The organism is Schumannella luteola, assembly GCF_013408685.1.
Taxonomy (GTDB): domain Bacteria; phylum Actinomycetota; class Actinomycetes; order Actinomycetales; family Microbacteriaceae; genus Schumannella; species Schumannella luteola.
This window is the reverse complement of sequence record NZ_JACBZY010000001.1, coordinates 1,235,907-1,249,499: the sequence shown is the minus strand read 5'-3', so window position 1 is coordinate 1,249,499 and position 13,593 is coordinate 1,235,907. Positions and strand designations below refer to the sequence as shown.

19 protein-coding genes are annotated in these 13,593 nt (G+C 73.2%); 8 read left to right on the top strand and 11 right to left on the bottom strand.

Features of this window, described 5'->3' with window-relative positions:
• The first annotated feature begins 32 nt into the window (after positions 1-32).
• On the top strand, positions 33-656 hold the full coding sequence (locus BJ979_RS05505) for a TetR/AcrR family transcriptional regulator (protein ID WP_179565952.1): 624 nt from the start codon (positions 33-35) through the stop codon (positions 654-656).
• Here the strand turns inward: BJ979_RS05505 and BJ979_RS05500 are convergent.
• Entirely contained in the window at positions 634-1,638 is a 1,005-nt protein-coding gene (locus BJ979_RS05500; protein ID WP_179565950.1) for a LysR family transcriptional regulator, read from the bottom strand. The two genes, BJ979_RS05505 and BJ979_RS05500, sit on opposite strands and share 23 nt — an antisense overlap.
• A complete protein-coding gene (locus BJ979_RS05495; protein ID WP_179565948.1) occupies positions 1,635-2,633 on the bottom strand; it encodes a LysR family transcriptional regulator in 999 nt (332 codons plus the stop codon). The genes BJ979_RS05500 and BJ979_RS05495 overlap by 4 nt, the downstream gene beginning before the upstream one ends.
• Before the next feature lie 162 nt (positions 2,634-2,795).
• On the opposite strand from BJ979_RS05495, the gene BJ979_RS05490 reads away from it, so the two are divergent.
• Together BJ979_RS05490 and BJ979_RS05485 are read left to right on the top strand one after the other, a co-directional pair.
• Positions 2,796-2,996 (top strand): hypothetical protein, encoded by a 201-nt coding sequence (locus BJ979_RS05490; protein WP_179565946.1) that lies wholly within the window; start codon positions 2,796-2,798, stop codon positions 2,994-2,996.
• A 171-nt stretch (positions 2,997-3,167) separates the two neighbouring features.
• Positions 3,168-3,443, top strand: coding sequence for a hypothetical protein (locus tag BJ979_RS05485; RefSeq protein WP_179565944.1), 276 nt, complete (start codon positions 3,168-3,170; stop codon positions 3,441-3,443).
• Here the strand turns inward: BJ979_RS05485 and BJ979_RS05480 are convergent.
• From BJ979_RS05480 to BJ979_RS05465, 4 genes are all read right to left on the bottom strand, one after another.
• Positions 3,436-4,920 carry a carboxylesterase/lipase family protein gene (locus tag BJ979_RS05480; RefSeq protein WP_179565942.1) on the bottom strand — a complete coding sequence of 495 codons (1,485 nt, stop codon included), beginning with the start codon at positions 4,918-4,920 and terminating at the stop codon, positions 3,436-3,438. The two genes, BJ979_RS05485 and BJ979_RS05480, sit on opposite strands and share 8 nt — an antisense overlap.
• A gap of 182 nt (positions 4,921-5,102) precedes the next feature.
• Positions 5,103-5,423 carry an SHOCT domain-containing protein gene (locus BJ979_RS05475; RefSeq protein ID WP_179565940.1) on the bottom strand — a complete coding sequence of 107 codons (321 nt, stop codon included), beginning with the start codon at positions 5,421-5,423 and terminating at the stop codon, positions 5,103-5,105.
• A 100-nt stretch (positions 5,424-5,523) separates the two neighbouring features.
• Entirely contained in the window at positions 5,524-6,057 is a 534-nt protein-coding gene (locus BJ979_RS05470; RefSeq protein WP_179565938.1) for a GNAT family N-acetyltransferase, read from the bottom strand.
• A 61-nt stretch (positions 6,058-6,118) separates the two neighbouring features.
• Positions 6,119-7,027 carry a helix-turn-helix domain-containing protein gene (locus BJ979_RS05465; RefSeq protein WP_179565936.1) on the bottom strand — a complete coding sequence of 303 codons (909 nt, stop codon included), beginning with the start codon at positions 7,025-7,027 and terminating at the stop codon, positions 6,119-6,121.
• Between the two features lie 100 nt (positions 7,028-7,127).
• Between BJ979_RS05465 and BJ979_RS05460 the strand changes: the two genes are divergently transcribed.
• The 3 genes from BJ979_RS05460 to BJ979_RS17885 all read left to right on the top strand — a co-directional run bounded on the left by BJ979_RS05460 (position 7,128) and on the right by BJ979_RS17885 (position 8,135).
• Positions 7,128-7,286, top strand: coding sequence for a hypothetical protein (locus BJ979_RS05460; RefSeq protein WP_179565934.1), 159 nt, complete (start codon positions 7,128-7,130; stop codon positions 7,284-7,286).
• A 151-nt stretch (positions 7,287-7,437) separates the two neighbouring features.
• Entirely contained in the window at positions 7,438-7,683 is a 246-nt protein-coding gene (locus BJ979_RS18070; RefSeq protein ID WP_218853448.1) for a hypothetical protein, read from the top strand.
• Complete coding sequence (locus BJ979_RS17885) at positions 7,680-8,135, top strand: BLUF domain-containing protein (RefSeq protein ID WP_179565932.1); 456 nt, start codon at positions 7,680-7,682, stop codon at positions 8,133-8,135. The genes BJ979_RS18070 and BJ979_RS17885 overlap by 4 nt, the downstream gene beginning before the upstream one ends.
• Before the next feature lie 7 nt (positions 8,136-8,142).
• On the opposite strand, the gene BJ979_RS05445 is transcribed toward BJ979_RS17885, so the two are convergent.
• Positions 8,143-8,736: a hypothetical protein gene (locus tag BJ979_RS05445; RefSeq protein WP_179565930.1), complete on the bottom strand. Its 594-nt coding sequence runs from the start codon at positions 8,734-8,736 to the stop codon at positions 8,143-8,145.
• Entirely contained in the window at positions 8,733-9,707 is a 975-nt protein-coding gene (locus BJ979_RS05440) for a zinc-binding alcohol dehydrogenase family protein (protein ID WP_179565928.1), read from the bottom strand. The genes BJ979_RS05445 and BJ979_RS05440 overlap by 4 nt, the downstream gene beginning before the upstream one ends.
• A 66-nt stretch (positions 9,708-9,773) precedes the next feature.
• Here BJ979_RS05440 and BJ979_RS05435 point away from each other — a divergent pair, with 66 nt between their 5' ends.
• The gene (locus BJ979_RS05435; RefSeq protein ID WP_179565926.1) at positions 9,774-10,406 is read left to right on the top strand and encodes a TetR/AcrR family transcriptional regulator C-terminal domain-containing protein; all 633 of its coding nucleotides are present in this window, start codon (positions 9,774-9,776) and stop codon (positions 10,404-10,406) included.
• Between the two features lie 64 nt (positions 10,407-10,470).
• Here the strand turns inward: BJ979_RS05435 and BJ979_RS05430 are convergent, their stop codons facing one another.
• Positions 10,471-11,109 (bottom strand): TetR/AcrR family transcriptional regulator, encoded by a 639-nt coding sequence (locus BJ979_RS05430; RefSeq protein ID WP_179565924.1) that lies wholly within the window; start codon positions 11,107-11,109, stop codon positions 10,471-10,473.
• 72 nt (positions 11,110-11,181) lie between these two features.
• Between BJ979_RS05430 and BJ979_RS05425 the strand changes: the two genes are divergently transcribed.
• Positions 11,182-11,955, top strand: a complete 774-nt coding sequence (locus BJ979_RS05425; RefSeq protein WP_179565922.1) for an SDR family NAD(P)-dependent oxidoreductase — start codon at positions 11,182-11,184, stop codon at positions 11,953-11,955.
• Between the two features lie 43 nt (positions 11,956-11,998).
• Here BJ979_RS05425 and BJ979_RS05420 read toward each other — a convergent pair whose 3' ends face one another.
• The gene (locus BJ979_RS05420; RefSeq protein WP_179565920.1) at positions 11,999-12,589 is read right to left on the bottom strand and encodes a TetR/AcrR family transcriptional regulator; all 591 of its coding nucleotides are present in this window, start codon (positions 12,587-12,589) and stop codon (positions 11,999-12,001) included.
• A gap of 11 nt (positions 12,590-12,600) precedes the next feature.
• Positions 12,601-13,566, bottom strand: a complete 966-nt coding sequence (locus BJ979_RS05415; RefSeq protein WP_179565918.1) for an SDR family NAD(P)-dependent oxidoreductase — start codon at positions 13,564-13,566, stop codon at positions 12,601-12,603.
• Between the last annotated feature and the right edge of the window lie 27 nt (positions 13,567-13,593).

Sequence of the window (13,593 nt, the reverse complement as noted above, 5' to 3'; positions counted from 1 at the left end):
TGCCTTCATAAGATGTGCGAGGAGGAGTCACGATGGTCGATGAGCGACAGGATGCCGAACTCAGCCCGCGCGAGCGCATCGTGCGCAGCACTGCGCACCTCATGCGCCGGCGCGGCATCAGCGGCATCGGGCTGCGCGAGATCGTCGCGCATGCCGGCGCGGCCCGCGGCTCGCTGCAGACCTACTTCCCGCAGGGCAAGAACCAGCTCATCGAAGAGGCGATCCGCTACGCGGTGACCGAGTTCCCGCCCGGCTACGGCACCGCGATCCGCACCGCTGAGACGGTCGCGGATGCCGTGCGCATCCTCGTCGACCCCTGGCGCCGGCTGCTGCTCGACTTCGACTTCGACGCCGGCTGCCCGGTCACCCCGGTGCTCATCGACGGCATCGTCGACGAGCGGCTGCGCGAGGTCGCGATCGAGAACTTCGACGCCTGGACGGCGAGCGTGCAGAAGGTCTTCACCGTCGCGTTCGACTTCGACGAGGCGGACGCGCGGGCCTTCGCAGTCGGACTGGTCAGCTCGATCGAGGGGGCGGTGCTGCTCTGCCGCGCCCGCCGCGACCTCGACGCCTTCGACGACGTCGAGCGGCTGTTCGGGCAGCTGGGCGCAGGGCGCTCGCGGCGCATCCCGGTCAGCGAGGAGCCGGCGGCGTAGGCGCGCATCCGCCGAGCTCGGGATGCGCGGCGGCGACCTCGACGAGCACGTCGACGACCGCGAGCACGGCGGCATCGGCCGCGTCGCGCCGCCAGACGAGGCTGGCCCGCGACGGCGCGGGCTCCGGCAGCCGCAGGAAGCGGATGTCGCCGGGTCGCGCGCGGCGTGCGAGGCCGGACGGCACGACGCACACGCCCTCCTCGTCGCGCACCCGCCGGAACAGCTCGGCGACGGTCGCCGCCGGGTGGAGCGGCACGAGCAGCTCGGCGCCGGCCGACTCCGAAGCGGCGCTGTTCGCGGCGTGGGCACCGCCGCCCGCACCGTCGTGCACGCCCTCGCGCAGCGGCGCGCCCCAGGCGTCGCCGCACGCCGAGCTCACCGGCAGCCCGGCCGGAACCAGCCGCATCCCGCGCAGCTGCTCGCAGGTCGGCACGTCGACGCCGGCGAGCGCGCTGTTCGCCGAGACGCCGAGCAGGCGCTCCTCGACCGCGATCGGTCCGGTCGCGGCGAAGTCGGGGTCGGGCATCCATTCGCGCACCAGCAGCACGTCGACCTGCCGCTCGGTCAGCGGACGCAGCTGCGCGTCGAGCGGCGGATGCACCGTGCGCAGATCGATGTCGGGCAGCCGGCGTCGCACCGCCCGCAGCAGCTCGTCGCCGAGCACGCCGAGCCCGTGCCCCGGCCAGCCGATCGTCACCGTGCCGACGACACCGGCACGCAGGCGCTGCGCGAGCTCGCCGAAGCGGTGCTGCGCCGCCATCACGCGCGGCGCCTCGGCGGCGAAGAGCTCGCCGAACTCGGTCGGGGCGACGCCGTTGGCTCCGCGCCGCTCGAGCAGCTCGGCGGCGAGCTCGGCTTCGAGCGTGCGCACGAGCCGCGACAGCACGGCCTCGCTCAGCCCGGTGTCGAGTGCGGCGCGGGTGAAGCTGCGGCGGGCGACGACCGCGAGGAAGGCGTCGATCGCGCGGATCTCGAGGGTCATGCGCGGCGTCCCGCCGGGCCGCGGTCCGGGTCGAGGTCGGGGTCCGCGTCGCGGGCCGTCCCTCGGTGAGCGTCGAGTCCCGTGCCGTGCGCCCCGCCGCCGAGCAGCAGATCCTCGGGCAGCGGCGGGGTGTCGCCGCACCAGGCCAGCGCGTACGACACCGGCGGCGCATCCACGACGGGGATGCGCGTGAGCGAGTCGTCGACGAGCGCCGCCGCGTCGGCGTCGGGCAGCAGGCAGATGCCGCGCTGCAGGATGAGCGCGTCGCGCAGCTCGCCGACATCGCCGACGATCCCGTCGGCGGGCGGCAGCTCGCTCGGCCGCCACAGCTCGGCCGAGCCGAACTCGTCGGGGTCGAGCGCGAGCGGCACCTCGTGGCGCAGTTCGGCGAGCTCGATCCGACGACGACGGGCGAGCGGATGCGAGCGCGGCACGACGACCGAGCGCGGGTCGAAGGCGATCGGCGCCGAGACCCCGCCGAGGTCGGCGAGGGCGGTCGCATCCAGGCTCAGCGCCAGGTCGATCGCGCCGTCGGCCAGGGCGCGACGCAGCTCGTGCGGGCGCAGCTCGACGACCTGCAGCTCGTGACGCCCCCAGAGCCGATCGGCGAGCCCGGCCGCGATGCGGTCGGCGGTCGTCATGCCCATCGGCGTCGAGATGCCGAGCCGCACGGCGCCCGTGCGCAGTCGGTCGAAGCGGTGGCGCAGCCGTTCGAGCGACGCGAGCTCGGCGATGATCTCGCGGGCGTGCGGCATGAGCGCACGCCCGGCGGCGGTCAGCTCGACCGTGCGGGTCGTGCGGTCGAAGAGCCGCAGCGCGAGCGTCGACTCGAGCCGTTTGATGTGCTGCGAGAGCGCCGGCTGGGCGATGGACGCGGCGCGCGCCGCCGAGCCGTAGTGCCGGTGCTCGGCCAGCAGCACGAAGAGCTCGAGCGCGCGGGTGTCGACGTCGATCGGGTCGACGTGCGCGCGAGTTCGGCTCGACTCCGGCGTCATCGCCCCGACGCTACAGGACGAACGCGTCTCCCATGACGACTGTCATGTTCCGGGTGCGAGTGCCTCTCGATCACGCGGGTCGCCGGGCACGCCTCGACGGCTACGCTCGCCGCGTGCCCCGGATCCGCGTGGTTGTCGAACTTCCGCCTGATGGCGAGGGAGATGAGGTTCACCGAGGACGGTGCGCTTGAGGTCGGACGCGGAAGCAGCCTTCTGCGCGGTTCTTCGCTCATCGACCTGGCCTCTGGCGTCGCGCGACACGACGACTCATCCTGGTCGACGTCCACCGTGCTGTCGTACCCCGGCGAAGCCGGACACGGCATGCCGGAGATCGTCGCCTGCCCGCTGAACGCGATGCCGTGACACGGCGTCGGTACCGGGGCGCGCCCGGCGACAGAGAAGTCGCTAGCACCGGCGCTGATCGGTCGAGGCGTCGAGCCGAGCGAGCGATTGCTGCGTCCCGACCGGGAGCCGCGCACGCGTGCCTCTGTCCGGGGCTGTCGACACGGCATCGCGGCTCCGCATACTGAGCGCATGCAGTCCCCGCCCGACGTCCTGGTCTTCGTGATCGTGTGGACGCTGCTGTCGGCGGGGATCACGGCGGTGAGCATCTACGGGCTGCGCAACGTCGACAAGATGGCCCGGTTCTTCCACGCCGCGGGTGCCGCCATGTACGGCTCGCGGATAGCCGACCGCTTCTACTCGCGCCGCAGCACGCTGGTCGGCTTGGCCTGCAACGCCGCGATCGGGCCGGTCTTCGTCGTGATCGGCATCGTGATGATCGTCAGGAACCTGCTCGGCGTCAGCTGAGCTCGCGGTCGCCCCAGCTTGCGAGCTGCGCGTCGCGCGGGCCGTCGACGACACGGGAGGGCGTGCCGAACTCCTGGGTCGGATGCCGCGCATCCCAGGCGGGCCAGCCCGGCTCGCCGGTCGTCGCGAAGCGCACCCAGGCCGCGTGCATCTCGTCGGCGAGCACCTGCGGGGCATCGGAGCCGGCGAAGCGCGTCCAGTCGGGCGAGCGCAGCCGGTCGAAGACGAAGCCGATCTCGAGTGCGTGCGTCGCGCCGAGGTCGCGCACGCTCGTGCGCCAGTCGAACTCGTAGACCCAGGTGGGCGCGGCGCCGCGGGCCGCGCGCGCATCCGCCACCCGGTACCAGGGCAGGCGCGCCGTGAGGTCGATCGCGAGCTGGCCGAACAGGTCGGTGCGCCCGATGCCGGGGCGGGCGCGACGGTAGGCGGCGATCACGGCGCGGCCGATCCTGAAGCGCAGCCGCACGGCCGCGAACAGCAGCGCCGAGATCGGCGAGGTCGCCGGGTGCGCCCAGAGCCGATGCTCTTCGTCGTTCCAGCCGATGAGCACGGGGATGTCGTCGCCGGCTCCGGCGAGCGCCGCCGGCCCCGGCGCGACGGGCACGAGGTCTCCCCCGATCGCGTTCGCGTAGCCGGGTCCTCCGTTGATCGGGCTCGATCCGGCACGCACCTGCTCGTCGGCCTCGAGCAGCTTCTCGAGCGGCACCGAGGCGAAGCCGGCGCGCGTCGCGGGAACGCCGAGCTTCTTCGCGACGGCTTGCGTGATCCGGCCCGCCGACTCGGGGGTCTGGCCGCTGAGCATCCCGCTCTGCACGATCGCCCGGTCGAACAGCTCGCGCGCGTTCGGCGACGCCACGAGCGCGCTGATCGCCACGCCGCCGGCCGATTCGCCGAACACCGTCACCCGCGTCGGGTCACCGCCGAAGGTCGCGATCTCGGCGCGCACCCAGCGCAGCGCCGCCGCGATGTCGGCCAGGCCGAGGTTGAGCGGCGCATCCTCGAGCACCGAGAAGCCCTCCGGCCCGAGCCGGTAGTTCACACTCACCAGCACGACGCCGTCGCGGGCGAAGGCGGTGCCGTCGTAGCCGTCGAGGGCGTTCGAGCCGTGCACGTACGAGCCGCCGTGCACCCACACCATGACGGGCGCGGCGGTCGCGTCCGACGGCGCCCACACGTTGACGTTGAGGTACTCCTCGCCCGGGATGATCTCGTTCGCGAGGATCTCGGCGATCGCCGGCGCGTAGTCGGTCTGCGGCGCCGTGGGTCCGTACTCGGTCGCGCGCCGCACGCCGTCCCATGCGGGCGCGGGCGCCGGCTCCCGCCAGCGCAGCTCGCCGACCGGCGCGGCCGCGTACGGGATGCCGAGGTAACGGTCGACGCCGCCGTGCCGTGTGCCGGCGAGGGCGCCGCTCGAGATGCGCGTGCTCACCGGCTCGCTCGGGATCCCGGTCCGCTCGTCGTCTGCCGCATCCGTCATCGCTCGGTCCCCCGCCTGGCGGCTGTCGTCGCCCTGACCCCCAGTCTGCGACGACGGCCCGGCCGAGGGAACGGCCGGTCGGGAGATCGGATGAGGTCGCCAGGCTCGGCCGGGCTCGGTTGACCTCGACCGGTCTCGATGCCCTCGGTACGGAGGGCTTCCTGCCCCGGACGCCCTCGGCTTCAGATTTCGCCGAGGATGCGCGCCCGAGCCGCGGCGTGCTCGTCCGGGCTGATCGCGCCGCTCGCCTTCAGCTCGTCGAGCTTCGCGAGCCGCTGCTCGACGCTCTGCTCGCCGCGAAGGGCCTCGCTCTGCAGCACCTTGATCGCGATGTCGGTGTTCAACGTGGTCGGATCGAGACCCGCCCGCCGTGCCTTCGCGCCGTTGCGCACGGCGAGCACGATCACCGCGATGATGCCGAGCACGATGATCACGGCCACGATCGTGAACACGGTCGCGAAGCCGGAGTCGAACCCGCCGAAGTCTCCGTCGTCGAATCCCATGCGAGCTCCTCTCGTCGGAGCTCCTCAGTAGAACACGGCCGACGCGGATGCGACGGGTGACCGGCGGGCCGCCCACCGCATCCGATCGATCCAGCCGCGGTCAGCGCGCCGCGCGCCACTCGGTGCGCAGCAGGCCCATCACGACGATGTCCTCGTAGTGCCCGCGCACCCAGGCGTGCTCGCGTCGCCGGCCTTCGATCACGAAGCCGGCCCTCTCGTAGGCGCGGATCGCGCCCGCGTTGGAGGCGATCGCCTGCAGGTGGAGGCGGCGCAGGTTGCGCCGTTCGAAGGCGAACTCGGCGAACAGCCCGATCGCCGCCGTGCCGATGCCGCGCCCGCGGAACCCGGGCGCCAGCGAGATGCCGACCTCGGCGTGCCGCGCCAGCCGGTCGATGTCGAACAGCGAGACGCTGCCGACGCCCTCGCCGTCGACGTCGATCACGAAGTGCAGCGACTCCTCGGGGTCCGCGTTCAGGGCGAGCGTGCCGCGGGCATCCCAGGCGGCCCGCGTGACCGGCGCCGGCGAGTGCGGGTTGCGCTCCTCCCAGGTCGGCAGGTCGCTCGAGATCGCGAAGAGCATGTCGAGGTCGGCCTCGGTGGCGGCCCGCAGGGTGACGTTCGGCGTCGTGGTCACGCTCGCAGGCTAGCCCCGGCGACGGCTCGCGGCGAGGGGTGCCGGGAGTGGATGCGCGCACTCAGCCCCGCGCGTCGGGCACGACGACCGTCGCCCGCCCTGCGTCGATCTCGAGGGTCGCCGCCCAGCTGGCGAGCAGGGTGAGGGCGTCGGCGGAGGCCGTGCCCGGCGCGGCCGTGTAGGCGAGGAAGGTGAGATCGGGGTCGGAGCTCAACGTCATGGCCTCGTAGGAGAGCTCGAGGTCGCCGATGATCGGGTGGTGCAGCTTCTTCGCTCCGGTGCGGTGGAAGCGCACGTCGTGCCGGGCCCAGCGGCGGCGGAAGTCGTCGCTGCGCATCGACAGCTCGCCGACGAGCTCGGAGAGTCCGCGGTCGTGCGGGGCGCGACCGGCCTCGGAGCGCAGCATCGCGACGATGTCGTCGGCGGAGCGATCCCAGTCACGGAAGAAGCGGCGCGACCGCTCGCTGAGGAACAGGAAGCGGGCCGTGTTCGCCGGCCGCACCTCGTCGAAGAACAGCTCGGAGTACAGCGCGAAGCCGAGCCGGTTGGCGGCGAGCAGATCGTGACGGGCATTGCGCACCCAGGCGGGCGCATCCGTCATCGCATCGAGCATGTGCTGCACGCTGGGGCGCACGCCCCGACCGCCACGACCCGCGCGCCCCGCCGAAGTGCCGCGGACCGGCGAGCGACCGGATGCGCGCGCCAGGTCGTGCAGGTGCGCGGCCTCGGCCTCGTCGAGCTGCAGCGCCCGCGCGATCGCGTCGAGCACCGACTCGGAGACGCCGGAGAGGTTCCCCCGCTCGAGCTTGTTGTAGTAGTCGACGCTCACGCCGGCGAGCAGCGCGACCTCTTCGCGCCGCAGCCCGGGCACGCGGCGGTTGCCGCCGTAGGCGGGCAGCCCGGCCTGCTCGGGCGAGACCTTGGCCCGGCGCGACACCAGGAAGTCACGGGCGTCGTTCGGGGTGGGCATGCCCCGACGCTACGACGACGCGCCCGGGCGCGGGAGGTTCTGCCAGTACACGTCACGACGGGCACTGCCGGCGACGGCGACGCGCACGTCGGATAGGAGCATGCCTCTCCTCCCCCAGATCCCACCCGACGTCGAGGCCGTGGGCGACGAACCCGCCACGATCGCGACGTCCGACCGGATCGATCGGCCCGACATCACCGACCGGATCGAGCTGATCGACCGGATCGCCCGCGAGACGCTCGGCCTGCACGGGGTGTGACCGGGGGTCGGCTGAGGCGTCCGCTCCGACGCCGAGCCCTCGCTCCTGCTCGCGACCGCGCGCCGCGTTGCTGTGAGCGGACTCCGCGCGGGGTGTCGGATGACGCGCCCCGCCGCATACTGAGCGCGCCCCGAACCCGAAGGAGGCGCTCGTGCCCCAGCCCCAGCCCCCTCTCCCGATCCACCCGAGCGGAGTCGTCTGGTCGCGCGTCGAGCCCGGCTTTCACGTCGGCAGCCGCAGCAGCGAGTTCCTCGGCTACGTCGAGCGTCAGACCGACGGCTCCTACCGCGCGCACGACATGCGCTCGCAGACCGTGGGCGACTTCGCCGACCTCCGCGCGGCCACCCGGGCCGTCGAGGCACTCGAGCCCGCCCAGCCGACGGGCAGCGCCTCGTGAGCGGCGACGTCTTCGCGGCGCTCTACACGAGCACGGCCGCGGCGCCCTTCGACGACGATGCGCTCGCCGAGCTGCTGGCGGCCAGCCGAGAGGCCAACCGACGGTCGGACATCACGGGGATGCTGCTCTATCGCCGCGGCCGCTTCGTGCAGGTGCTCGAGGGCGCCGAGCACGAGGTGCGCGCACTGCTCGAGCGCATCCGCGCCGATGCGCGGCACGGCGACGTGCGCGTGCTGCTCGACGAGCGCATCCCGACACGGCAGTTCGCGGACTGGTCGATGGGCTACCAGCGCACCACCGGAGCGGACGAGGCGCCGCCCGCCGGCTTCCGCGACACCTTCGCCGACCTCGACGAGGCCGCCGATGACAGCGTCGTCGCCCGGGCGGCACGCGAGCTGAGCATGTGGTTCCGCGTGCGCTCCGGTCAGCCGCCGATCGCCGGAGGCGCCTGACGCGAGTTCAGAGCGGTGGCGGCGTCGACGGGCGTGACGACGACGGCGTCTGCGACTCCCGGCGTCCGGCTCTCCAGGCGATCGCGCCCGAGCGACCGAGCTCGTAGAGCGCGACCACCAGCAGGGCGAGCCCGGTGGTCTCGGCGATCCGCGCATCCAGGTGCTCGCCAACCAGCTCGATGCCGTAGCGGACGCCCAGCGTGACGACCCAGAGAGCGACGCCCACCCATCCGGTGCGGCCCTCGTGCTCGGGGATGCTCGCTCGAGCCCAGCGGCCACCGCGGACCCGTCGCGCCTCGAGCTTCGCGCGGGTCGCCGGGGCGAGCGGTCGCAGCCGGGTCAGCAGTCCGGCCGCCGCCCCGGAGCCGAGAGCGGCGACCACCGCGATCGCCAGAAGCCCGAGGTCGACGCCGCTCGGCGGCAGCAGACCCGTGTTGAGCAGGCCGATGAGCCCGATGAGCCCGATGATGCCGGGCACGCGCCACTCGATCGTGGTCTCGACCGGGCGCCAGCGCAGCTCCTGCACGATCGTGTACACGACGTAGACGAGCGCGCCGAGCTCCTGCAGCCGCCCCGTCGCCTCGAGCAGTTCGAGGATCACGCGGCGGGCACCACGACCGCGCGCCCCGGCCCGTCGTAGGCCCACGCCGCGGCGACCTCGTCGAAGCCGAAGGGCACGGCCTGCGGGGTCAGCACGCCGTCGGCGATCGCCGCCATCACCTGCGGCAGGGTCGCGACCAGCCGCTCACGGCGGATGGATCCGAGTCCGCTGCCCGAGATGCGCAGCCGCCGCGAGCGCAGCAGCGCCGACGGCACGGATGCATCGGCGCCGGCCATCGATCCGATCTGCACATAGGTGATGTCGGCCGCGTCGTCGGCGCGGCTCGCGCGGGCGAGCGCCGCGAACGCGGCCTCGGCCACCGGACCCCAGAGGAAGTCGAGCACGATCGACGGCGCGTGACCGTCGAGCGCGACGGCGAGGGCATCCGCGGCCGCGGCTCGGCCGTCGTCGACGTCGGCGCCTTCGAGCGACGCCACCACCGCTCCCTCGGCGGCCAGCCGGCCGAGGGCGTCGGCCGACCGTCCCGCCGCGACGACGCGCTCGGCCCCCAGCGCCCGCGCGGCCTGCACCGCGAGCCCTCCCGCCATGCCGGTCGCGCCGAGCACGAGCACCGTGCCGAGCGCGCCGACCTCCTCAGCACGGGCGGCGAGCGGCAGCCATCCCGACATCGCCGGGTTCATCCCGGCCGCGACGGCGAGCGGATCGGCTCCCTCAGGGAGGGGAGCGCCGAAGGGAGCGCTGAGCCGCTCGGCCATGGTGCCCCACGGCTCGGGCGTCCAGCCCGTGTAGACGAGGCGGCCCTCGGCGTGGCGCGCGACCGCATCCACTCCCGGAACCATCGGGTACACGTCGCCAGCGCTGTAGTGCGCACCGGATGCCCGCGACTTCACGACGGGATGCACGCCGGCCGCGACGAGGTCATACGCCGTCAGCGCGGCGCCGTTCGGCGGCTCGGGGAACTCGGCGGCGACGGGCGCCGCGCCCGCTTCGGGGATGGTGACAGCGCGCATGATCGACTCCTTAACTAAGTTCAATTGACGAGCCGATCGTCGCTTAACATCGTTAAGCTGTCAAGCGTGGCGAAGGGCATCACCAAGGCGGCGATCGTGCAGGCGGCCCTCGACCGGCTCGACGAGGCCGGCATCGAGGGCGTGACGGTGCGCGCCGTCGCCGAGCGGCTCGGGGTGCGCGCGCCCGCGCTCTACTGGCACATCCGCGACAAGCAGACCCTGCTCGACGAGATGGGCACCGAGATCGAACGCCGCGTGGTCACCGCGCTGCGCGGGCGCGGCGACCTCGGCTGGCGCGAGGGGCTGACGACCTACGCGAACGTGCTGCGCGCCGAGTACCTCGCCCACCGCGACGGCGCCCGCGCCTTCGGCGGCACGCGCATCACCGATCCCGAGATCCTCAAGGCGCAGGAGCCCTGGATCCGCAGCTGGACCGAGGCGTCGGGCATCCCCATCGAGATGGTCGCGACGGCCGGCGAGCTCGTGACCGCCTTCGTCGTCGGCTTCGTCATCGAAGAGCAGGAGCGCGCGCAGTCGGGGCCCGACCGCTATTCGATCGAGGCACGGGATGCCGCCCTCGGCGACGACGCCCCGGCGACGGCCGCCGCGGGACGCGCGCGCGTCGGCGACGCCGGCCCGCGCTTCGCCCTGCAGCTCGAGATCGTGCTCGACGGACTGGCGGCGCGGATCGAGCGCTGACGCGCGAGCCCGCCCAGCTGCTCGCGTCGCGTCACCCGCTCGGAGCCGAGCATCCGACCTCGCCTCAGACGCGTCGCGGCACGGAGTGCGCCGAGCCCCCCGGCCAGCCACTCAGGGCGAGCTCGACCATCTCGAGCAGTTCGGTCGTCGGCGCACCCTCGGCGGCGCGGGCAGCGAGGCCGTGGAGGATCGTCGCGACGAACGCCGAGAGCAGTTGCGGATCGGCATCCTCCGGAAGCTCTCCCTCGTCGCGCGCTCGGGCGAAGCGCCGACTCATGGCGTCGACGTCCGCCTGTCGAAGCTGCCGGATCAGCCGGGCGACCTCGGCGTCGCGGATCGCGGCGCCCGATCGTGCTTCGTAGGTCAGACTGCGCTCACCGGCGTCGGGTGACGTGAACAGAGCGGCGGCGTCGCGCAGGATCCGGGTCGCCGCCCCGACGGCTGTCGCCTCGTCTTCGAGCGCGGCGTGCACGAACCCGCCGACGGGCGAGCACTCGAAGACCGCGACGACCTCGGTGAACAATGCCTTCTTGTCGCCGAACGCCGCATACAGGCTCCCCGACCGGAGCCCCATCGCCGCGGTGAGCTGCCCGATCGAGGTCGCCTCGTACCCCTGCGCCCGGAAGAGGCGCGTCGCCGCGGCGAGCGCGTCGCCGCGGTCGAACAGCGGCGGGCGTCCGCGCTTCCGTGTCGTCGACTCCATGCGCCGATTGTAGAACGGTCGTTCAAGTTAGGTTAGGGTTTTCTTGAACGACCGACCAAGAATATGGGGTGGATGATGTCCCGCAGCACGACAGGCATGACGGCGCTGGTGACCGGCGGAAGTCGAGGGATCGGCCGGGCCGCGGTACGACGCCTCGCCGCCGACGGCTACCGGGTCGCATTCACCTACGCGGCCGACCAGGCCGCCGCCGAGGAGACCTCGCGACTGGCGGAGGAGGCCGGCGGCCGAGCGGTCGGCTTCCGGGCGGAGTTCGGCGCCCGCGGCGATGCCGCACGCGCCTGGGCGGCGTTCGATGCGGCCGCCGCCGACCACGACCTCGGCGGCCGTCTCGATGTGCTGGTGAACAACGCCGCGGTCGGCGGTGTCGCCCCGCTGTCGGCACTGGACGAGGACGAGTTCGACCGCGTGTTCGCCGCCAACGTCCGCGCCCCGCTGTTCCTCATCCGCGAGGGGCTGGCCCGCCTCGACGACGGCGCGCGCATCGTCAACGTGTCGAGCCTCGCCGCCCGGCTCGCCACCCCGCCGATGATCGCCTACGCCGCCAGCAAGGCCGCGCTCGAGAACGTGACCCTCGCGCTCGCGAAAGAGCTCGGACCGCGCCGCATCACCGTCAACGCCGTCCGTCCGGGCACCGTGCGGACCGACTCCTGGAACGCGCTCAGCGGAGGCAGCGTGGAGGCCGAATCCGCGGTCGCCGCACGCGCCGCGCTCGGACGGATCGGCGAGGCCGACGACATCGCCGATGTGATCGCCTTCCTCGCATCACCGGATGCGCGATGGATCACGGGGAGCGTCGTCGACGCCGGCGGCGGCACTGCGATCTGACAGCACTGCGATCTGACAGCCGGCGTCCCACCCGCGCGGAGGCCTAGCTCGACTCTCGGTCGCGCAGCAACCCGATGACGAAGTCCATGCCGGCGCGGATGTCGGCCCATCCGGTGCGCGAGCGCAGGCGGCCGCCGGCGTCGGCGCCGATCAGACCGTGGACGGTCGCGAAGAGCATGATCCCGAGGTTGTCACTCGGCGACGCGGGCAGGGATCCCTCGCGCTGGCCGTCGACGACGATGTCGACGAACGCCTGGAGCGCGGTCTCGGCAGCCGCGTCGAGGCCCTCGCCCTGAGTGACGGGATCCGGCGCACCGAAGAGCAGGCGGTAGCGCGCCGGGTGGTCGCGAGCGAACTCGACGATCACGTCGACCGCGTCGAGAATCCGGTCCCGGCCGACGGCCGAGCCGCCGCGCACCGCCCGCCACTGCTCGGCGAGCTGGATCAGGTCGCGGGTCGCGACCGCGCCGAGGAGGTCGTCGCGACCCCCGAAGTGCTTGTAGGGCGCATTGTGCGAGAGGTCGGTGGCGGTCGCGACGGCCCGCAGGGTGACGGCCGCCTGACCGCCCTCGTCGAGCAGTCGTGCCGCGGCGTCGACGATCCGGTCGGCGGTGGTCGACGCGCCAGTGCTCATCGGGGCCTCGCTCATCGCGTCGGGGCCATCGCGCCGGGGACGGCCTGCTCGATGAGATCGACCGAGTCGTCCCAGAGCTTCGCCGCACGGCGACGGTCGTAGGTCAGCGTCGCCGAGCGCACCGCCGACAGCACGCCGTCGTTCGCCTGGAAGTACTCGCCCGTGCGATCGGCGTACCCGGGCGCGATCGCGAGTCGGGCGAGCGATCCGCCCGAGAACCCGACGTCGGAGACGACGCCGCCGATGCGCTTCGAGATCCAGCCGAACAGGGATGTCGTCGCGACCCGCTGGACGATCCGCGGCATGTCGCGCAGGAAGCCCGTCTCCGGCACCTGGCCGGGATCGAAGGCGATCGCGTGCACGTCGCTCCCCTCGGCGCGCAGACGCCGATCGAGCTCGTAGATGTACATCACGGCGCACATCTTCGACGTCGAGTACCGCTTCCCGGCGCTGAGCGGCGCCGCGCCGTCGCGGCCGATGTGCGCGAGCACGGCCGCATCGGGCTCGACGGCGGCGCCGACCAGCCGGCCGTCGACCGACTCGGGATCGTGGGTTCCGCTGGCCGTGACGATGACGCGGGCCATTGCGCTGAGGTGCGGACGGAGCAGATCGACGAGCAGCACGTTGCCGAGGTGGTTCGTGGCGAAGGTCAATTCGTAGCCCTCGGTGCTGTAGCCGACCTCGCCGTCGTAGCGTCCGCCGGCATTGCACAGCACGGCGTCGAGCTCGGCGATCGCGCCGGTCTCGCGCCAGCGCCCCAGCTCGGCGGCGGCCTCGCGTACCGAGGCGAGCGACGACGTGTCGAGGCGCAGCAGCGCGACCGTGACGCCGTGGTCGGCGGTCAGCTCATCGGCGACCTGCTGCATGCGCTCGGGGCTCCGCCCGGCGAGCACGAGGTCAGCACCCGCCCGGGCGAGTTCGCGCGAGGCGGCGAGCCCGATGCCCGAATGCCCGCCGGTGATCAGAACAGTCGTCATCGATACCTCCAGGTTGACATTGTCAAC